Source organism: Cohnella boryungensis (assembly GCF_042651945.1).
GTDB lineage: Bacteria > Bacillota > Bacilli > Paenibacillales > Paenibacillaceae > Cohnella > Cohnella boryungensis.
Window position 1 is genome coordinate 12062 of sequence record NZ_JBHSED010000033.1, and the last position, 19462, is coordinate 31523.

The 19462-nt window shown below is 56.5% G+C and carries 15 protein-coding genes and 2 pseudogenes; 6 read left to right on the forward strand and 11 right to left on the reverse strand.

All coding sequences use genetic code 11. From position 1 onward, the window contains the following. The first annotated feature begins 94 nt into the window (after positions 1–94). Positions 95–1654, forward strand: coding sequence for a Ppx/GppA phosphatase family protein (locus tag ACFO1S_RS15230; protein ID WP_204606323.1), 1560 nt, complete (start codon positions 95–97; stop codon positions 1652–1654). Here the strand turns inward: ACFO1S_RS15230 and ppk1 are convergent, their stop codons facing one another. Further along, a complete protein-coding gene (ppk1, locus tag ACFO1S_RS15235) occupies positions 1655–3742 on the reverse strand; it encodes a polyphosphate kinase 1 (protein ID WP_204606324.1) in 2088 nt (695 codons plus the stop codon). Positions 3743–3911: 169 nt separating this feature from the next. Here ppk1 and ytvI point away from each other — a divergent pair, with 169 nt between their 5' ends. Further along, the gene (gene ytvI / locus ACFO1S_RS15240) at positions 3912–5003 is read left to right on the forward strand and encodes a sporulation integral membrane protein YtvI (protein ID WP_378127069.1); all 1092 of its coding nucleotides are present in this window, start codon (positions 3912–3914) and stop codon (positions 5001–5003) included. Between the two features lie 20 nt (positions 5004–5023). Here the strand turns inward: ytvI and ACFO1S_RS15245 are convergent, their stop codons facing one another. From ACFO1S_RS15245 to ACFO1S_RS15280, 8 genes and pseudogenes are all read right to left on the reverse strand, one after another. After that, entirely contained in the window at positions 5024–5428 is a 405-nt protein-coding gene (locus ACFO1S_RS15245; RefSeq protein ID WP_204606325.1) for an FxsA family protein, read from the reverse strand. An 18-nt stretch (positions 5429–5446) separates the two neighbouring features. Further along, positions 5447–5914 (reverse strand): acyl-CoA thioesterase, encoded by a 468-nt coding sequence (locus ACFO1S_RS15250; RefSeq protein WP_378127071.1) that lies wholly within the window; start codon positions 5912–5914, stop codon positions 5447–5449. Between the two features lie 85 nt (positions 5915–5999). Further along, a complete protein-coding gene (pyk, locus tag ACFO1S_RS15255; protein ID WP_204606327.1) occupies positions 6000–7754 on the reverse strand; it encodes a pyruvate kinase in 1755 nt (584 codons plus the stop codon). A 47-nt stretch (positions 7755–7801) separates the two neighbouring features. Further along, positions 7802–8767, reverse strand: a complete 966-nt coding sequence (locus tag ACFO1S_RS15260; RefSeq protein WP_204606328.1) for an acetyl-CoA carboxylase carboxyltransferase subunit alpha — start codon at positions 8765–8767, stop codon at positions 7802–7804. Then, positions 8757–9623, reverse strand: a complete 867-nt coding sequence (gene accD / locus ACFO1S_RS15265) for an acetyl-CoA carboxylase, carboxyltransferase subunit beta (RefSeq protein ID WP_204606329.1) — start codon at positions 9621–9623, stop codon at positions 8757–8759. The genes ACFO1S_RS15260 and accD overlap by 11 nt, the downstream gene beginning before the upstream one ends. Before the next feature lie 56 nt (positions 9624–9679). Then, complete coding sequence (locus ACFO1S_RS15270) at positions 9680–9868, reverse strand: glutamate decarboxylase (RefSeq protein ID WP_135151778.1); 189 nt, start codon at positions 9866–9868, stop codon at positions 9680–9682. 114 nt (positions 9869–9982) lie between these two features. Continuing rightward, positions 9983–10727 (reverse strand): annotated as a pseudogene (locus ACFO1S_RS15275) (alpha/beta hydrolase). Positions 10728–10782: 55 nt separating this feature from the next. Continuing rightward, positions 10783–14421, reverse strand: a complete 3639-nt coding sequence (locus ACFO1S_RS15280) for a DNA polymerase III subunit alpha (protein ID WP_204606330.1) — start codon at positions 14419–14421, stop codon at positions 10783–10785. A 185-nt stretch (positions 14422–14606) separates the two neighbouring features. On the opposite strand from ACFO1S_RS15280, the gene ACFO1S_RS15285 reads away from it, so the two are divergent. The 3 genes from ACFO1S_RS15285 (at position 14607) to ACFO1S_RS15295 (ending at position 15838) form a co-directional block, all read left to right on the forward strand. Beyond that, positions 14607–14933, forward strand: a complete 327-nt coding sequence (locus ACFO1S_RS15285; protein WP_204606331.1) for a YtrH family sporulation protein — start codon at positions 14607–14609, stop codon at positions 14931–14933. A gap of 8 nt (positions 14934–14941) precedes the next feature. Beyond that, entirely contained in the window at positions 14942–15439 is a 498-nt protein-coding gene (locus ACFO1S_RS15290) for a hypothetical protein (RefSeq protein ID WP_204606332.1), read from the forward strand. Between the two features lie 99 nt (positions 15440–15538). Then, positions 15539–15838 (forward strand): YtpI family protein, encoded by a 300-nt coding sequence (locus ACFO1S_RS15295; RefSeq protein ID WP_204606333.1) that lies wholly within the window; start codon positions 15539–15541, stop codon positions 15836–15838. A 7-nt stretch (positions 15839–15845) separates the two neighbouring features. Here ACFO1S_RS15295 and ACFO1S_RS15300 read toward each other — a convergent pair whose 3' ends face one another. Next, positions 15846–17198 (reverse strand): DRTGG domain-containing protein, encoded by a 1353-nt coding sequence (locus ACFO1S_RS15300; RefSeq protein ID WP_204606334.1) that lies wholly within the window; start codon positions 17196–17198, stop codon positions 15846–15848. A gap of 174 nt (positions 17199–17372) precedes the next feature. Between ACFO1S_RS15300 and ACFO1S_RS15305 the strand changes: the two genes are divergently transcribed. Then, positions 17373–18704 carry a sensor histidine kinase gene (locus ACFO1S_RS15305; RefSeq protein ID WP_204606335.1) on the forward strand — a complete coding sequence of 444 codons (1332 nt, stop codon included), beginning with the start codon at positions 17373–17375 and terminating at the stop codon, positions 18702–18704. A gap of 81 nt (positions 18705–18785) precedes the next feature. On the opposite strand, the pseudogene ACFO1S_RS28730 reads toward ACFO1S_RS15305, so the two are convergent. Then, a pseudogene (locus ACFO1S_RS28730) lies at positions 18786–19125 on the reverse strand (transposase); the annotation flags it as partial. Positions 19126–19462: the final 337 nt, after the last annotated feature.

Below are 19462 nucleotides of genomic sequence, written 5' to 3' on the forward strand. Positions count from 1 at the left end.
GAGGCAGTTTAGTCATTTGCTTAAAGGCGCTAATTATTCCAAGGAGCATTTTGTGCTACAATAGTACGGAAGTTCTAACCGCTGGAGGATTCAAATGGACGAAATCCGTCATCAAGTAACCGGCATTATCGATATCGGCTCCAATACGGTGCGCTTGTCCGTCTACCAATTGGCGGAGAACGGCGCTTACCGTGTCGTCGATCAGGGCCGCTGGGCGGCAAGGCTGAGCCAACGCATGGGTTCGGACGGAACGCTGCCGGACGAAGTCGTCAATGAGCTCGCGGAGGTGCTCCGCCACTATGGACGAATCTGCGAGAAGCACGGGGCCAGCCGGGTTCGCGCCGTCGCTACGGCAGCCATCCGGCAAGCGGCCAACCGAGATGACGTTATCCGCCGACTGAAGGAAGCAACCGGCATCACCGTCGACATTCTGTCCGGCGAGGACGAAGCCCGGATCGGCAGCGCGGCGGTGCTGAACAGCCTGACCGTGACGAACGGCTTTGTCATCGATATCGGCGGAGGCAGCACCGAGGTTACGCTCATCCGCGACCGGAAGGTCGTGTCCGCCGTTTCTTTCCCGATCGGCTGCGTCAATACTTCTGCGCGTCATCATCTGGGCGGCGGCCCGGTTCCCCGCGGCAAGCTGGCGGACATTCAGATAGAAGTGAAGCAGTTGCTCGACGGAGAGCCCTGGATTACCGAGCATCCCGAACTCCCACTGATCGGACTGGGCGGCACCGTTCGCGCGATTGCCAAGCTTCGCCAGCGCGAATCGGGATATCCGTTCCCGCTGCTGCACGGATACGGACTGGCGGCGGAGGAAATCGGCACGACGCTTAACGATCTGTCCGCCCTGAGTCTGGAGCAGCGAAGGAAAAAACCGGGCCTGTCCAAGGACCGCGGCGACGTCATCGTCCCGGGACTGGCCATTCTGCTGGGCGTCATGCAGCAGACGCGCTGCTCCGGCCTAGTCGTAAGCGGTACGGGCCTTCGCGACGGCTTGTTCTATGAAACCTGCCTTCCGCATCTTCGTCTGGCATCCGGCGAGGACGTACTGGAGGAAAGCATTCGCAATCTGAATGCCTTGTATCCCACCGCGCCTCATGGCCATCTGGAGCAGGTGCGCCGATTGGCCGTCTCCATGTACGACAGGCTTCGTTCCGAAGCCGACTTTCCCGAAGGCAGCCGCCGCCTGCTGGACGCCGCTGCTCGCCTGTTCCGAATAGGCGCCGTCGTCGATTACAACGACTGTGCGGAGCATACCTTCTATATTCTGCTGCATACTCACTGGAACGGCTTATCGCACCGGGAGATGATTATCACGGCGGCAATCGCCTCTTACACGGGGGCCAACGCGCTCAGACGCAAGCTTGCTCCCTATCGCTCGATGCTGCGGCAAGGGGACGCGGAGGCGATCGCGAAGCTAGGAACGCTGCTTCAGCTCGCATGTGCGCTGGATCGCAGCGAATCCCAAGCCATCTCCTCGCTGGAGCTCCGGATCAAAGGCTCGAAGCTCCAGCTCATTGCCCAAGCCGAGCATTCGCTTCCCGTGGAGACGACGGAAATTGAAAGCATAGCCAAGGAATTCAAAAAAAATTGGGGAACGACCCCCGAACTGCACATACGGGCAAGCCATTCCCCTTCCCTTCGCTAATCAGGCGTCTACCGCCGCCGCAATCGATTTCCAGAGCGGAATATCCGCCGCTTCGAATTGACTGCGCAGCGGCGGTTGGTCGTTCACAACCCTCTCATACGACCCCGTAGACTTCAGTTCCCGCGCTTTGACGTTGTCCAGCAGATTCATTTGAAGCACGTTCATCAGCATTTGGCGCAATCCCGGATCGTATACCGGGCACATCAGCTCGACTCTCCGGATCAGGTTGCGCGTCATCCAGTCCGCGCTGGTAATATAGACCTCCTCTGTCCCTCCTGCAGCGACGGCGAGTATTCTCGCATGCTCAAGATACCGATCCACGATGCTGACAACCCGGATGTTATCGCTCAGGCCCGGAACGCCCGGACGCAAGCAGCAGACTCCCCTGACGATCAATTCGATTTTCACGCCCGCTTGAGAAGCTTCATAGAGCTTGTCGATCATCGACTGATTCGACAGAGAGTTCATCTTCGCCACGATTCTTGCCGGCTTCCCGGCCTTTGCATCGGCGATCTCCCGATCGATCAGCTCGAACAGCTTCGGCTTCAAGCCGATCGGAGCTACGGCGAAGGAGGACCAGAGATGCGGCGCGGAATAGCCTGTCATTTCATTGAATAAGGCCGTCGCGTCAGCCCCGATATCGGGATGGCTCGTGAACAGTCCCGCATCGGTGTACAGACGAGAAGTGTTTTCGTTGTAGTTGCCGGTTCCCACATGAACGTACCTGCGCAGCATATCGGCTTCCTTGCGCACGACAAGCGTAATCTTGGCATGCGTCTTCAACCCGACCAAGCCGTACACGACGTGGCAGCCGGCCTTCTCCAGCTGGCGCGCCCAAGCGATATTGCGGGCTTCGTCGAACCTGGCCTTGATTTCCACGACAACGGTAACCTGCTTCCCGGATTCCGCTGCTCTTGCCAGCTCCTTAATCAGCACGGAGTTCACATTGACGCGGTAAAGCGTCATCTTGATAGCTAAGACGTTCGGATCGGCAGCCGCTTCCAGGACAAAATCGTTCACGACCTCGAAGGATTCGTAAGGATGATAGACAAGCACGTCCTTCTCCCGCAGGACCGACAAAATATCGTCCGTATCGTCGAACTCCTCCGGGTAGACCGGCTCGTATTTCGGATAACGCAAATGATCATAGTTAGGAAGCGACCCTGCGAACTTGGACAAGAAGCCCAGATCCAGCGGGCCGTCGATCTCGTCGATAAATTCCTCCTCGAGCTCCAACTCGTCCCGCAGCAGCTCAAGCGCATCGGGATGGATGCCCTTCTCGGCTTCCAGACGCACCGGCAGGCCTCTCTGTCTTCTGCGAAGCTCCTTCTCGATCTCTTGAAGCAGATCCTCCGCTCCTTCTTCGTTCGGGGTCAGGTCCGAATTGCGGGTAACGCGAAACGCATGAACCGCTTCCGCCTGATAGCCCGTAAACAGCAGGCCGATATGCTCCTTGATCAAATCCTCAAGCAGCAAATAGACCAGCTTCCGGCTGTTGCGGCGCCCGGGCACAACAATCGTGCGGGTCAGAATGGAAGGCACCTGTACGATCGCGCAATAGGTTTCCTCGCCGTCTTCGTTCCCTTCCCCTTCCTCCCGCTTCAAGACTGCCGCCAAATATAATTCCTTGCTGTGCACCAAGGGAAAAGGACGGCTCTGATCGACCGCCATCGGCGTCAGCACCGGATAAACGATCTGTTTGAAATACTCCGTAAGGTGCTGCTTCTGTTCGGCTTGCAAATCCGCGAAGGTCGTCAACGTGACGCCTTCCTTGGCCAACAGTCGCAGCAAATCGCGATAGGTGCGATGCTGCTCCCGTACCATGCGGGACGTTCGTTTCAAGAGCCGCTTGATCAGCCCTTGAGGCGTATAGCCGGTAAAATCCGTCTTCGAGTATCCGGCTTTGCTCTGCGCTTGTAATCCCGCGACTCTGACGCTCATAAACTCATCTAGATTGCTTTGCACGATGGACAGAAATTGAAAGCGCTCGAGAAGAGGGGTGTTCGGATCCTCGGCCTCTTCTAGCACCCGTCTGTTGAACTCCAGCCAGCTTAAATCGCGGTTAATGTATTTTTTGACGCCAGACATTTCCTTTCCCCCTGTTCATGATGCCAGCGACGCCTAACCAACGCCGACTTGTCTCCTTCATTATGTTGGTCGAATGTAAAGCGTAAGTTATCGAATCGTTAACGCAACGTTAAATGAAATTCAACTCGGGAAGAAGGAGATTGCCATCAATCGAAAAATCGGCGGTCAGTTGTCGCGATTGCTCCTGATTGCAATGCTGCTTGCGCTCACCGTGCTGCTGCTCTGGAAGGCGATGCCCTTTCTCTATCCGTTCCTGCTCGGATGGCTGCTCGCCTATGCCTTGAATCCCTTGGTCAACCTGCTTCAGTCCAAAGCCCGTATGCCGCGCTGGCTAGCGGCGAGCATTACCCTGACCCTCTTCGCCGCGGCTATGCTGACGATCATATCCGCCCTCATCATTCGTCTTGTAGAAGAGATTATGAGTCTGTCGGGTTCGATGCAGAGCTTGGTGGCATGGGGAGAGAAGGCCTTCAACGACTTGCTGTCCAATCCCGAAATTCAGGACGTCATGACGCGGATCAATGACTTCTATCGGCATAATCCCGATTATAAAGAAACGATCAACAGCAGCATCTCGGACACCGCCCAGGCTATTACCCACGCCGGGACCGGATTGATCAGCCTCTTCTTTAACGGCATCGTGAACATTCTTTATTCTTTGCCTGCGGTAGCCACGATCGCCATCGTCTCCCTGCTCGCTTCCTTCTTTATCAGCAAGGATTGGCAGAGATACGCTAGGCGCATCAAGCTGGGCTTCCCTCGCAGCCTGATCCGAAGAGCGGGCGTCGTCTGGAAGGATCTGCGGCAGGCTCTCTTCGGCTACATCAGGGCTCAATTGATTATGATTTCAATCACAACGGCAGTCGTCGTGATCGGGCTATGGCTCATTGGCGTAAAAAATGCCTTGTCTATCGGCCTGATTATCGGATTCGTAGATTTGCTGCCCTATCTGGGCGTAGGCGCGGCGATGATTCCCTGGATTGCGTATACGTTCCTTAGCGGCGATTGGCAGATTGGAACGCAGCTCTCCGTCCTGTATGGCTGCATCCTGGTAGCCCGTCAATTTATCGAGCCCAAGGTGCTGGCCTCAAGCGTTGGCCTCGATCCGCTTCCGACGCTGATTGCCATGTTCGTCGGCCTTAAGCTGTTCGGCATTCTCGGCCTCATTATCGGTCCGATTCTCGTCGTCGTGGCAACGGCGTGCCATCGGGCCAACGTATTCCGGGATCTAGGAAAATACGTCAAGTACGGCAATCGTTGAAGCCCGCGATTCCGTTGTGGTTACCTGCGGGTCGGTCCCCGAAAGACGGCGAAGCGGCCTCCGCGCACGAGGCGCTCCAGCCAGCGATAGATGAACAAGCGATAGAGGGAACGCGTGAAGGGCAGCACCATCGTTATCCCGATAATATCGGAAATAAATCCCGGCAGAATGAGAAGAATTCCTCCCACCAGAATGCATAACCCTTCCAGAAGCGTATTTCCCGGCATTTGACCGGCTTGCATCTGAGCCTGGGCTTGCCGCCATACTTTACGGCCTTCCGTCTGGATCAGATAGGCGCCTAACACGGTAGTGGCCAGCAGCAGCACAAAAGTCCAGAATCCGCCGATCCATCTTCCGATCATGTAGATGCCCCAGATTTCGATCAGTACCGCCAGAACTACGATTGCGAGCCCTTTTCTTTGCACTTCTTCCACCTTCTCTCGTTAATGGTCTTCGACAAGCTTGATCATCTTATCATACCATTCCGGAGCCTCCCGAGCGAAACGCACCGGCCGCCATTCCCGGTTGACCCAGACGTGACGCGTTGTCCCGCTGACCAGCAAGGTGCCGGGCGGCTCTTCCCCGTCGTAGCTGTCTCCCAGGGTCTCCGCTGCGTTACCGCTCAATATTCTCGACTCGAACCGTACGCGGACGCTCGACATCTCCGCGACATGGGTGCACACCGTCACCCACTCGTCATAAAGCGCCGGCTGCTTGAAGGAAGCCTGCACGTCCGTAACCGGGAGCAGCAGTCCGCGCGACTCCATATCTCTGTAGGCAATCCCGGCTCTCCTCACCCATTCCGTTCTTCCGATCTCGAACCAGTTCAAATAGTTGGCGTGGTAGACGACCCCCATCTGATCCGTCTCCTGATACCTGACCCTAAGCGGATGCAAAAACCATTTTCCCACGTATGCTCCCTCCCTTCCTTGGCGGCCCGGATACAAAAATCCCCCGCAGCGTTGCTGCGGGGAATGCTCTGTTCGGTTCGCCTGCTTACATAACCTTGGCTTGTCCGGAGTAAATAACGCCATGCTCGGCATAGAGCGTAACTTCCATTCCGTCCTGAAGCGCCGTTGTTGCGTCGTTCACGCCCACGATAACCGGAATGCCCAGGTTGAGACCGACAACAGCCGCATGGCAGGTAATGCCTCCGCATTCGGTAATGACCGCTGCCGCTTTCTCAAATGCCGGCATATACTCCTTGTCCGTGGAAGGAGCAACGAGAATTGCGCCCTGGGTCATCTTGCGAATCGCCTCTTCCGGCGTGTTCGCGATGACAACCTTGCCGGTCGCGCTTTGGGAACCGATGCCTTGGCCTTGAGCCATCAGTTCGCCCACATTGTGAATCTTGATCAGGTTCGTCGTTCCGGAACGTCCGACCGGTACGCCTGCCGTAATGATAATCGTGTCTCCGAGTCTGACCAAGCCGGACTCCATAGCGCCCTTCACGGCGATCTCGAACATCTCGTCCGTCGTAGTAGCGGCTACTCCTTTTACCGGAATGGCCCCCCATACGAGCTGCATGCGGCGCAGCACTTGCTCCACCGGCGTGACGGCGATGATGTGGGATTTAGGCTTGTACTTGGAAATCATCCGAGCCGTATAGCCGCTTTCCGTAGAAGTCACAATCGCTCTCGCTTCGAGATCCAGAGCCGAATTGGCGACAGCCTGACTGATGGCTTCCGTGACCGAGGTTTGTTGAGCGTTAGCCTGCTTCGTGAAAATCTCCCGGTAATGCAGCGCAGATTCCGCGCGCTCTGCGATACGGGACATCGTCAGCACCGATTCCACCGGATACTTGCCGGCCGCAGTCTCGCCGGACAGCATGATCGCGTCCGTTCCGTCGAAGATCGCGTTCGCAACGTCGGAAGCTTCCGCACGGGTCGGACGAGGATTGCGCTGCATGGAATCGAGCATCTGGGTAGCGGTAATGACCGGCTTGCCTGCACGGTTGCACTTCTCGATCATCATCTTCTGCACGAGCGGCACTTCTTCGGCCGGGATTTCTACGCCAAGATCGCCGCGAGCCACCATTAGACCGTCGGACACTTCCAGAATCTCGTCCAGATTGTCAACGCCCTGCTGGTTCTCGATCTTGGAGATGATGTTGATGTAGCGAGCGTCATGGCGCTCCAGCAATTCGCGGATTTCGAGCACGTCGCTGGCGCGGCGCACGAAGGAGGCCGCGATAAAATCAACGCCGACCTCGATGCCGAACTTAATGTCGTTGACGTCTTTCTCCGTCAGGCCGGGCATGGAGATGGCGACGCCGGGCACGTTAACGCCTTTCTTGCTTTTGATCTGTCCGCTGTTGACGATCTGGCACTTGATTTCCGGACCTTGGATATCGACAACCGTCATTCCGATCAGGCCGTCATCGATCAGAATTGTCGAACCGACGCTTACGTCGCTCGGCAAATCCTTGTACGTCACGGGAACGCGGTTGATATCGCCGAGAATTTCCTCCGTCGTCAGGGTAATATACTCCCCTTGCACAAGCTCGATCGGCTCTTCCTTCAGCTTGCCGAGACGGATTTCCGGTCCTTTCGTGTCAAGCAGGATCGCAACCGTCTTGTTCAACTCCTGGGAAGCTTGACGAATCGTTTTGATGCGGTTTCCGTGCTCTTCGTAGTCACCGTGCGAGAAGTTCAGACGGGCGACGTTCATCCCCGCCGCAATCAACTTCTTCGTGTTCTCCAGCGATTCGCTGGCAGGCCCGATCGTACAGACGATTTTCGTTTTACGCATAATTTCTTTTCCTCCGTTTTTCTATCCATGTTGACATATATATAGAGCTATTCAAGCTCTGCGGTGCCGAACCGTCCCACCTTGCGGAACTTCTGGTACCGGTCTTCCCTCAGTTGGTCGGGCGTCAGCTTGCTCAGCTCTTGAAGGTTGCGCCAGAGCGCTTCCCTAATCGATTCCGCCTGGGCCGCTTTATCCCGGTGGGCGCCGCCCTGCGGCTCCGGAATGATCTCTTCGATGACGCCGAACTCGTGCAAATCCTTCGCGGTTATCTTCATCGCTTCCGCCGCCTGATCGGCCTTGGATGCGTCCTTCCACAAGATCGAAGCGGCTCCGTTCGGCGAAATAGCCGAATAGATCGCGTTCTCCAGCATCAAGACCCGGTTGCCCACGCCCAGCGCAAGAGCTCCGCCGCTTCCGCCTTCGCCGATCACCACGCAAATGATCGGCACGCCGAAGATCGCCATTTCGCGAAGATTGCGGGCGATTGCTTCCGACTGGTTGCGCTCCTCGGCGGTATTGCCGGGATAAGCGCCCTTCGTATCGATGAAAGTAATGATCGGGCGTCCGAACTTGTTCGCTTGCTGCATGAAGCGCAGCGCCTTGCGGAACCCCTCCGGGTGAGGGCTTCCAAAGAAGCGCTGAATGTTGTCCTTCGTATCCTTGCCGCGCTGATGCCCCACGACCGTCACCGGAACGCCGTTCAGCTTGGCCAGACCTCCGACGATCGCGAGATCGTCGGCAAAAACCCGATCTCCGTGAAGCTCAATAAAGTCGGTAAATACGAGATTAATATACTCAAGAGACGTAGGACGTTGTTGATGGCGCGCCATGTGCATAACCTGCGCCGCGCTCATCCCCTCGTAGACCTCGGCCTCAAGCTGCTTGTAGCGCTCCTCAAGCCGGGAGATTTCGTCCGTAAAGTCAATCTGCTTCTCGGCTCCGAAGTGCTTCAGCTCGTCGATCTTTTTGCGCAGTTCGGCGAGCGGCCTCTCGAAGGGCAATTCACTGGACATCGGCAGGCTCTCCCTTCCACGCATGCAGATCCAGCAATTTGGTCAGCATAGCTTTCATTTCCTTGCGCGGAACAACCTTATCCAATTGTCCGTGCTTCAGGTTAAATTCGGCCGTCTGGAAATTGTCCGGCAGCTTCTGGCGGATGGTCTGTTCGATAACGATGCGGCCTGCAAAACCAACGATTGCGCCAGGCTCGGCCAGATTATAATCGCCCAGACTCGCAAAGCTCGCCGATACGCCTCCCAGAGTCGGATCGGTAAACACGGAGATGAATAATCCCCCTTGCTCCTGGAACTTGGCCAGCGCCGCGCTCGTCTTGGCCATCTGCATGAGGCTCAGAATGCTCTCCTGCATGCGGGCGCCGCCCGAAGTCGAGAAGATGATCAGCGGCAATTGCTTCTCGGTTGCTCTCTCGATCGCTCTTGTGACCTTCTCTCCGACCACCGAGCCCATGCTGCCGCTGAAGAAATCGAAGCTCATGACGCCGACAACGACCGGGAAGCCCCCGATTTCGCCTTCGCCCGTCACAACCGCATCCTTCAGTCCCGAGCTTGCTTTTTGCTGCTCCAGCTTGGCCGCATATCCCGGAAAATTCAACGGGTCCTCGGACACGAGGTTTTCATCAATCTCAAAAAGACGCCCCTCGTCGAGCGTCATCGCAATGCGCTCCCAGGCGTTCAGCCTATAATGGTGTCCGCAGCCGGAGCACACCTTCAGGTTCTTCTCCAATTCCTTGCTAAGCTGGATTTGTCCGCATTTCGGACAACGGTTCATTAATCCTTCGGGAATATCCCTCTTCGTACGTTCCGAAGGAACGACAGCGTATTTCTTCTTCTGAAATAAATCCTTAAACACTGCGACACCTCACAAGCGATAAATGGCGACCGTCAAGCTATAGGTATCGAACTGGCTTACAGGTGCAGTATGCTGCCTAATACCTCTTGCACTTCCCGCACTTCGCCGGATGGAACCAATATTTCATATTGCGGTTTGGTCAGGTTAATGGGGCGTACCTGTACGAGAAAACCTTCATCGGTCAGACGCTTCTGAATTCGTTCGGCGATCTTAGCGGTCGGTGCGATGTAGATGACCGTCCACATGATGCGGTACCCCCAATTTCTTAATCATTCGATGAATAAAGTCGACACGAGCAATATGGAAATCATAGCACAGATTCCGCAAGACTAGCAACCAAACCGGACCACTTCCCGGGATCAGCCGCGTTCCGCCGGAAGCCAGCTCAGCACCCTGCGAATTTTCATGTCCCAGTACCCCCACTCGTGAGTGCCCGGCTCCTCCTCGTAAGTCAGCGCAAGACCAAGTTTCAGGCAATGGTCGCGGAATCGAAGGTTGTCCTCGTAGAGAAAATCCTCCGTCCCGCAGCACTGGTACAGAAGAGGCGGCGACGGGTGGTCCGCAAGGCGCTCCGCAAGCGCGAATACATCTGCGGAAGAGCCCGGAATGGAGTCGGCATCCTCAAAAATATTCGCCAGGTCCCAGCTGTATTTCACTGCGGCAAGCCGATGGACGTCCAGGGCTCCCGACAGGCTGGCAACCGCAGCGAAGCGGTCCGGGCAGGTCAACGCCAGCTTCATCGCCCCGTAGCCTCCCATCGACAGCCCGGCCACGAAGTTGTCCTCGCGCTCTGCGGACAGCGGGAAGAAGGAGCGGGCCAGATTCGGAAGCTCCTCGCTGATGAAGGTCCAGTAAGCGGCCCCCCCGGTCCATATCGGTGTAGAAGCTGCGGTTCACGGACGGCATGACGACGGCGATTCCCGTCTGATCCGCATAGCGTTCAATAGAGGTTCTCCGGCACCAGATCGTATGGTCGTCGGAAAGCCCGTGCAGCAAGTATAACGTGCGATAAGGCCTTTTTTTCTGCCCCTGCGGCAGGATTACGTTCATCGAGGTCGCGATCTGCAGAACCTCCGAATGATAATCGCATTGAATGACAGCCATGATTGTCACCATCACCATTTAGATTGTTAACTTCTATCATAGCAGAATCTCGAGGCTACTTCACTCGAATCGTGCCCGCTCCCAGCAGCTTTTCGATCTCCTCGACAAGCTGCGGATTCGGATCGACCTTATACTCGTCGCTAAGCGCGACGGTGCGCCGCTCCTTCTCGTAGCGCAGCACGGTCTGCCGAAGCCCGGCATGGGCTTTCAGCAGCAGCTTGAGCCGGATAAGCGTAGCCGGCTTCTCATGCGTCTCATCGATCAGAATGTACACCCGTGGAACGCCTCCTTCTTCCGAAGGCTTGCTCGCCGCCCCTTGCCTGGACGCCGCTGGGCCGTTCTCCGCTGCGCTTGCGGGGGCCGCCGGCTTCATTCCCCGCCCCCCCGGGCGAGCGCCGTTAGCGGTTCCCGCGCCGCTCGCAGGACGGCCTCCGTAGCCGTTGCCCGCGCGATGGCCCTGCGCAAGCCTGCGCAATCGCTCCGCCTGCGCCTTCAGATCGGGGCCGTCCAGCGGCAGAATGTCGTCGGCCAGCAGCTTGTAATCCTCGTCCCCCTGCTGCACCTTGGCCCTCACGAACACGAGCGCTCCTTTTCGGGCAACGGCGGAAGCCTTCGCCCAGACCGTCGGGAACGCCACCAGCTCGGCGCCCATTATCCGGTCTTCGATCTCCAGGAACGCCATCGCCTGCCCCTTGCGGGTTACGAATGGCTTCATGGAGACGATCATCCCCGCGGTAAACACCGTCGCGCCGTCCGGGAGCTCGCCGATGTCTACCAGCCTTTCCAGCCTCAGCTCGTCGATCATTCCGTCGTAGGCGTCAAGCGGATGGCCTGACAAGTACAAGCCGAGCAGTTCCCTTTCCAGCTCCAGCATCTGAGTCTGGCTGTAGGGCGCGACGGCAGGCAGCTCCACGTTCCAGTTCGGCGATTCCTCGAAGTCGAACAGCTCGATCTGCAGCTCCTCGCGTTCCTTGCGCCAGAGCGCCGCCGCCGAGATCGTCGGCTCCAGAGCCGCCAGCTGCTGGGCGCGGTGTCCGGGAAGCGACTCCAGCGCGCCCGCCTGTACAAGCGACTCGATCACCCTCTTGTTGCAGGCGCGCGGATCGACCCGTCTGCACAGATCGCTCAGGCTCTCGTAGGGCTTGTCGCCTCTCTCCTTCATAATGCTGTCGATCGCTTGCGTGCCCACGTTCTTCACGCCGGCCAAGCCGAAGCGAATAGCGCCGCCGCGCCCCTCCGAGACGGGCGTGAACAGCACGCCGCTCTCGTTCACGTCCGGCTTCAGCACGGCAATGCCCATCCGTCGGCACTCGTCCACGTATTCCGCCGTCTTGCGCTGATTGCCAACGACCGCCGTCAGCATGGAGGCCATGAACGCCACCGGATAATGAGCCTTCAGGAAAGCCGTCTGAAAGGCTAGCACCGCATAGGCGGCGGCGTGCGCCCGGCAGAAGCCGTAATCGGCGAAGCGAACGATCAGATCGTACACGCCGTTGGCTTCCTCGTCCGAATACCCTAACCGCAGACTGCCCGCAACGAAATGCTTGCGCTGCTCATCCAACACCTCCCGCTTCTTCTTGCCGACCGCGCGCCTCAGCAGATCCGCTTGTCCGAGCGTAAATCCGGCCATCGCGGAAGCAATCTGCATGATCTGTTCCTGATAGACGATGATTCCGTACGTGTCCGCGAGAATTTCCTTCAGATTATTGTGAGGATATTCGACCTCCACCAGGCCGTGCTTGGCTCGAATGAATTGAGGGATAAATTCCATCGGCCCGGGTCTGTACAGCGCGACGGCGGATACGATGTCCTCGAACGAGGAAGGCTTCAGCTCCTTGAGCACCCGGCGCATTCCCGTCGATTCCAGCTGGAAGATGCCTGTCGTCTCCCCTCGCCCCATCAGCTCGTAGGTCAGCGGGTCCTCGTCGGAAACCTCCTCCCAGCGCAGCTCCCGGCCGATCTGCTCGCGAATGGAGGCAAGGGTTCTTTCAATGATGGACAACGTGCGCAGCCCCAGAAAATCCATCTTGAGCAAGCCGACGGCTTCCAGATGCTCCATCGAATATTGCGTAAGAGGCACGCCGTCCGTTCCTTCCTGCAGCGGAACGTAATCGGTCAGCGGATCGGACGAGATGACGACGCCCGCAGCATGCGTCGAGGCGTGTCGGGGCATGCCCTCGACCCTTCTCGCCATGGCGATCAATTGTCCCGCCCCGCTTCCGCTCTCCGCAAGCGACTTGAACTCCGCATTGTCCCTCATCGCCCGTTCAATCGTCATCCCCGGCATTCCCGGGATGAGCTTGGCCGTCTTGTCCACCTCTCCGTAGGGGAGATTCATCACCCGCCCGACATCGCGTACGGCCGCTCGGGCCGCCAGCGTTCCGAACGTGATGATCTGAGCGACGTGCTCCGCGCCGTACTTTCCGACGACGTAGCGGATCACCTCGTCGCGCCGCTCGTCACTGAAATCGATATCGATATCCGGCATCGTCACGCGCTCGGGATTCAGGAACCGTTCGAATAGAAGCTTGTATTTCAACGGATCGACATCGGTAATCTTGAGCGCATAGGCAACCAGGCTGCCCGCCGCCGAGCCCCGGCCGGGTCCGGTGACGATGCCGTGCTCGTGCGCGAACCGGATAAAGTCCCAGACGATCAGGAAGTAGTCGTCGAAGCCCATCTGGGCGATGACGCTTAATTCGTATTTCAGCCTATTCTCGGCATTGCTCCGAAAATCGGTATTTTCCCAATCCGCAGATGACTCGTAGCGCTCCCGCAGACCTTGCTTGCACAATTCGGCCAAATACTCTCCCGCTTGCTTGCCTATCGGCAAAGGGGAGAAGGAGGGCAGAATGTGCTTTCCGAACTCCAGCTCCAGCCGGCAGCTGTCCGCGATCCTCGCCGTATTGGCGATCGCTTCCGGCACATGGCGGAACAAGTCCGACATCTCCTCGCCGCTCTTCATGAACAGCTGATTGGTCCCGATTCGGAAACGGTCGGGATCGTCAACCGTCTTTCCGGTTCCGATACACAGCAGCACATCCTGCAGCGAATGATCTTCTTCCCCGATGTAATGGGAATCGTTCGTCGCCACAAGAGGAATGTCCAGCTCTTCGGCCAGCCGAATTACGCTTGCCGTAATCTTCTTCTGCTCCAGAATGCCGTGATCCTGAATTTCCAGATAATAATCGGACCCGAACAGCGCCCGGTAGCGCATTGCCGTCGCTCTGGCCGCCTCGTAATTGTCGTCCATCAGCTGCCGGGACAGTTCGCTGCTCATGCAGCCGCTTAGACAGATGACGCCCTCGGCATGGGCGGACAACGCTTCGAAATCAATGCGGGGTCTATAGTGGAAGCCTTCCAGATGTCCGATCGAGGTCAGCTTCATCAGATTGCGATAGCCCGCCTCGTTCTTGGCCAGCAAGGTCAGATGATAGATCGGCTGGTCTTTCCGGGAGTGCTTGTCTAGCCTGGAGCCTGCCGTGATGTAGGCCTCCATCCCGATAATCGGTTTAATGCCTTGCTCGATGCACGCTTTATAGAAAGGAATGGCGCCGTACATGACTCCGTGATCCGTCAAGGCGAGCGCGGACATGCCGAGCTGCGCCGCCTTGGCCGTCATCTCCCGGATTCGCGCCGCTCCGTCTAGCAGACTGTATTCGCTATGAACGTGAAGATGGACGAAATCGCACATGAATATCCCTTCTTTTCCGCTTTCGCACTCTTTCATTAATTGTATCATAAGCTTGCGGGCCAGTCCCATAGATATGATAGAGGACGGCAAACCGCGACGCCCGGCGCCGCGCGTTTGCCCGCATTCGTGACGACAAACCGCAGCGCAAAGCGCTGCTTAATTGATCGCACAACGGAGGGGAAACAATGGACGATTTTTTAACGAAAGCGGCCTTCAGCTTCTTCATCGCGTTCGGCGTCGTTCTCGGGGGGGCTCTGCTGGCCGGCATGGGCTCGGTATTTCTCTTCACTCCACCCAAGGAAAAAATGCTTCAGGTCGCAAGCAACCTGAAAATATGGGCGCTCGTCGCCGCGGTAGGCGGCACGATCGACCCGATCCGCGTCATCGAATCGCACATGCTGGTCGGCTACCTGTCTCCGGCCATGCAGCAGATCGGCTATATTCTGTTCGCCTTTCTTGGCGCCCATATGGGCGTGGAGCTTATTCAATGGCTGCATAACAACGGGGGGTGAACGGCGACATGCGAATCCCTTCGTTCGACCGGTTTCAGAAATTCATGCAGGTGACGGCTTTCTTCGTCTGCGGGATGATCGTGGGGAGCGCCGTCTACAGCGCGCTGGAGAACAACGTGGTCGACCAGGTCATTCTGGAAAACTACGAGCTGCGAGATCAGCTGGATTCGCTGAAGCGAGACCTGGAGCTTGCCCATCAGGTGCGCAAAGAGAACGTCATCCGCAGCCTTGTAACCATCTTCGTGCACGAGCAGGGAGAGGAAGATACGATTGATATTTTAACGCAGAAGGAGCTTAAAAAAAGACTGAAGGAGGATTTGGACATTTTTATCGGCCGCAGCATCTACATGATCAACACCGACGCCACCTTCGCCAGAAAGCTGTTGAACACGAAAGTGTACGATCAGGTCGAAGGCCAGAACTACGATGTGACGATCCGAACGATTCTTGTCGTCGACGGAGTGCTCCAGGTATGGGTAGAAGCCCGGAAGCATCTTAGCAAATAATGGGGCAGGAACAAGGCGCGGGCCCGGAAGCGGCTCGCGATTTGTGGTACAATATTCGAAGGTAACCGCATTGTTTGTTAAAGGAGCTGCTACTTCGACATGGTCAACGCATTGCAATGGGCGTTCGGCGCCCTTATTATCGTCGCCTGCTTTTTCTCCGCCGTATACAGCTATCGCTCGCGCCGCACGAAAGACGGCCGACTGCGCGGCTTATACGCTTCCCGTATGAACATCAGCATGGGCCTGATGCTGATCTTCATCGCCATCATCCAGATGTTCATGTTCACCGGCTCCTCCGTTCGGGTCGCTGTCGGCGCGGTCTTCTGCTTGCTCGGCTTGTTCAACCTGTTCGCCGGACTGCGCAACCATTCGCATTTCACCCGCCTGATGAAGCAATAAGCCGGGCTTACGCAGGATCGATCGTCTGGGCGGTCAGCATCGCCTTGGCGACGACCTCGCCGTCCAGCAGCGCCTCTACCTCGACCTTCACGTATCTTCTGCTTGCCTCAATAATATTAGGCACAATGGAAATCCCCGCATCTACCGGCACCGTGCGCAGAAAATAAGTCGTCATGTTGTCCAGTACATACTCCCGTTTCCTCAGCTCCTCTACCGCACGACTTGCCGCTTGCTGCATCAAGGACGTTAATACGCCCTCGGATATCGTGCCCAGCGGACCCGACATCTGTGGCGTAGCCAGGCCCGAGTAATACAGCCTGTTCTGATCGTCGCGCTGCTCGGAAAACCCTCCCCACATGAGCGCATCGAACGTTTCGCCCAGATGCGCCGGACGATTGGCGTATTGCATCGCCCGCAGCACCTCTCCCCTATGAATCGCCCCAACCAGCTTTCGTTGGCGGTCGACGACCGGCAGCAGCTCGATTCCCTCCGACACCATCCGATGCGCGGCGGACGCCACCGGCGTATTCAGCGTAACCGTCATCGGCCTGCGGGTCATCAGCTTGTCCAACGACTGGTCCGCCTGCGAGCCTGCGGTATCCTTGGCGGTAATCATGCCCACGACGCGATTCCATTCGTCCGTGATCGGAAAGCGGCTGCTTCCCGTCTCCAAGCTCAGCTTCATAAAGTCGGCGACCGACGAGGATTGCTTCAGCGACCCCGCCTTCCCCGAAGGCTCCAGCAGATCAGCGATAATCATAATCTTGCGCTTGATCAGCCGATCGTACATCGCCCGGTTGATCATCGATGCGACCGTGAACGTATCGTGCCGACAAGTCAGAATCGGCAGTTTGCGCGCGTTCGCGAGCTGCCGTACCTCCTCGCTGGTGCCGAATCCGCCGGTCACGAGGACGCCCGCGCCTTGCTCCAGAGCAATACGGTGAGCGTTCTGCCTGTTTCCGACGATCAGCAGGCTTCCCGCGTCAATGTAGCCGATCATCTCGTCGAGCTCCATCGCGCCGATTACGAGCTTGTGAAGCGTCTTGTCCAAGCCTTCATCGCCGCCCAGCAAGCTTCCTTGCACGATTTCCAGAACCTCGGCGAACGTAAGCTGCTCGGGATGGCTGCGCCTCTTCTTGTCGACGCGCACAGTGCCGATGCGCTCCTTCGTGCTTACTAGCCCCAATTGCTCGGCTTCCTTCAACGCCCGGTAGGCGGTGCCCTCGGACACTCCGCGATCCTTCGCCATCTGGCGAACCGGAACCTTCGTGCCGATCGGAAGCTCGCGAATATATTGCAGAAGTTGCTCATGCTTGGTTAGTTCGTTCGGATGCTTGTGCTTATCGTTGCCAGGCATCATTCATCTCTCGCTTTCTTTCCGCTTCTTTAGATAAATTTAACGTAAAATCCGAGGTCTTCCCTTCCATTACCCCTGTAAAAACAGTAAAGTAGTGGGATAGTTAAACCGTCTTTTCTTGCAATTCCGCCGCCTACTGCAAAGTTCGCAGGTTATTCCTGAAGGAGCTCTTCGAGCATGCTGCATGACTATTTAAAGCTTGTGATCGGATTGTCGATCCCGCACGCTTTCGTTCGTATATGGCTTACATTTGCCCTGTGGAGATTAAAACCCTGCTTGCACGCGCGCAAGCTCGCCTTCTTCGCCGTCGCAAGCTCCCTGCTTGTCGGCCTGGATTTCTGGCTGGTTCCCACGGTCGTTCACGTTCTGACCTCGGCAGGGATCGTTCTGTTCATGCTGTATATCTTGTTTCGCAGCTACGGGCCGGGAACGATTCTGATCGTCTTTATTTCCTATACCGCCATAAGCCTGGTCGGAGATATGATCGGCATGCTGCTGCTTCAGCTTGTATATGGCTTCACCGAGCGCAAGGAATCGATTCTGAATGATCCGTTGCAATTCCAATCGGTATACCTGCCGCTAGCGGCGGCTCTCGGATGGCTGGCAATGTATCTGGATAAGAGAAAATTCCCCCTTCTTCAACGATTATATCAATATTTACTGAATATCAAACACAACCGTATGAAGGAGATTCTCCTCCTTACGGTTTTTCAAGCGTTCCTGCTCGGACTGCTGTTTGCGATCATCATGGACAATGAGCATCGCTACGCCAAAGCGTTTTACAATTTAGTTGTCTGCACCCTGGTTTTGCTGACCTTCTGCGCTCTGTTCTATACGATTAAATTGCTGGTTCGCATTCGCGAGGATGCCGTGCGCCAGACCCAGGACGTATACGTTGAAGAGATCGGGAAAATGTTCACCGTCATTCGCGGCCAGCGCCACGACTTCCTGAACCATGTTCAGGTGATGTCCTCGATGCTTCAGATGAACAAGCTGGACCAGCTCAAAGCCTACATGAAGGAGCTCGCCGCCGAGACTCATTCGGTTGCTTCGGTCGTCTCGCATGCCTCTCCCGCGCTGGCGGCATTCGTCATGGCGAAGAAGGAGCTGGCTCTCGCCAAGGGCATTTCCTTCACCGCCGATATTCCGGCTCAATTGGACGTGGAGTCTTCCGTTAAATCCATTGACTTCGTCAAAATCGTCGGCAATCTCGTAGATAACGCCTTTGAGGAAAGCATGACGCTGTCCGGCGATCAGAGACAGGTATACTTGGCTATTCGGCGCTGCGAGAAAGGGAAGCTATCGCTCGAGGTGCGCAATCAAGGACGAACGTTAACCGCAGAGGACATCCGACTGATGCTGCTGCCGGGCTATACGACCAAGACAGCCGCCGGGCATACCGGGCTTGGATTGGCGATCGTGAACGAGCGCGTACAAGCCTACAAGGGCGAGCTGTTCATCCGCTCCAGCGATCATGAGGGCACCGTCGTTCAAATTACGTTCCCTTGAGCGCAGCTCGGGAGCTCGCGAGAGCAGGGCCTTCTGCCGCATCGCCCAGCTCCAGGAGGTCTTGTCCACTATATTCGCCATCTTGAGAATTGCAGTAAAAACGGTCTCCAGCACCGCTTTCATCCGCTCAGAGCGAAACCGGTTGATGGTGCGAAAATCCGGTCGTTGCCTGCCTGCGATCCACATGAACATGACGTTCTCGCGGGTGGCTTTGGCGATTTGGCGCGAGGAGTAAATGCGCTGGGTGTAAGCATAGATTATGACCTTAGTAAGCATTTTAGGGTGGTAGCATTCTCTGCCGCCACCAGCCAGGATAGGCTGAGGCAATTATCCCGTCATTGAGTCGATTTACGGCTTGATTAACGATACGAACATGTACAAAGAAATCGCTCCTTTGGGGATGGTTGGATGGTACCTCCATTTGACCAAATAGCGATTTCTTTTTACGTTTCTGTGGGCATTTTCTTCCCTCAATCGATGAAAAAAGAGGGCATGTATCTCCTGGAGGAGCGGAGCGTTGGCCTTTGCAGTCGTGAAATTTCCTCGTTACGAGTTTACAAATTCATAATTTCACGATTGCAACAGCCACCGGAAGGAGTTACATGCCCGCAAAACCATAATCGAGATAAAAAAAAGAAGCTGCTCAAAAGTTTAGCGCTTTTTATACGAAAATGAATGCCCCTAAAAAGCGCAAAAAGACACTCCCCACTAAGCGTGTGAAAAATTAATTTTTTAAGAGGCTTCGGCGGATTCTACCT

Excerpts from the sequence above, each read along its gene's own strand:
- ACFO1S_RS15285 (WP_204606331.1), top strand. The coding sequence starts at position 14,607 with ATGGACGATTTTTTAACGAAAGCGGCCTTCAGCTTCTTCATCGCGTTC.
- ACFO1S_RS15300 (WP_204606334.1), bottom strand. The coding sequence starts at position 17,198 with ATGATGCCTGGCAACGATAAGCACAAGCATCCGAACGAACTAACCAAG.
- ACFO1S_RS15295 (WP_204606333.1), top strand. The coding sequence starts at position 15,539 with ATGGTCAACGCATTGCAATGGGCGTTCGGCGCCCTTATTATCGTCGCC.
- ACFO1S_RS15270 (WP_135151778.1), bottom strand. The coding sequence starts at position 9,868 with ATGTGGACGGTCATCTACATCGCACCGACCGCTAAGATCGCCGAACGA.
- ACFO1S_RS15290 (WP_204606332.1), top strand. The coding sequence starts at position 14,942 with ATGCGAATCCCTTCGTTCGACCGGTTTCAGAAATTCATGCAGGTGACG.
- ACFO1S_RS15305 (WP_204606335.1), top strand. The coding sequence starts at position 17,373 with ATGCTGCATGACTATTTAAAGCTTGTGATCGGATTGTCGATCCCGCAC.
- ACFO1S_RS15260 (WP_204606328.1), bottom strand. The coding sequence starts at position 8,767 with ATGTCCAGTGAATTGCCCTTCGAGAGGCCGCTCGCCGAACTGCGCAAA.
- pyk (WP_204606327.1), bottom strand. The coding sequence starts at position 7,754 with ATGCGTAAAACGAAAATCGTCTGTACGATCGGGCCTGCCAGCGAATCG.
- ACFO1S_RS15230 (WP_204606323.1), top strand. The coding sequence starts at position 95 with ATGGACGAAATCCGTCATCAAGTAACCGGCATTATCGATATCGGCTCC.
- ACFO1S_RS15280 (WP_204606330.1), bottom strand. The coding sequence starts at position 14,421 with ATGTGCGATTTCGTCCATCTTCACGTTCATAGCGAATACAGTCTGCTA.
- ppk1 (WP_204606324.1), bottom strand. The coding sequence starts at position 3,742 with ATGTCTGGCGTCAAAAAATACATTAACCGCGATTTAAGCTGGCTGGAG.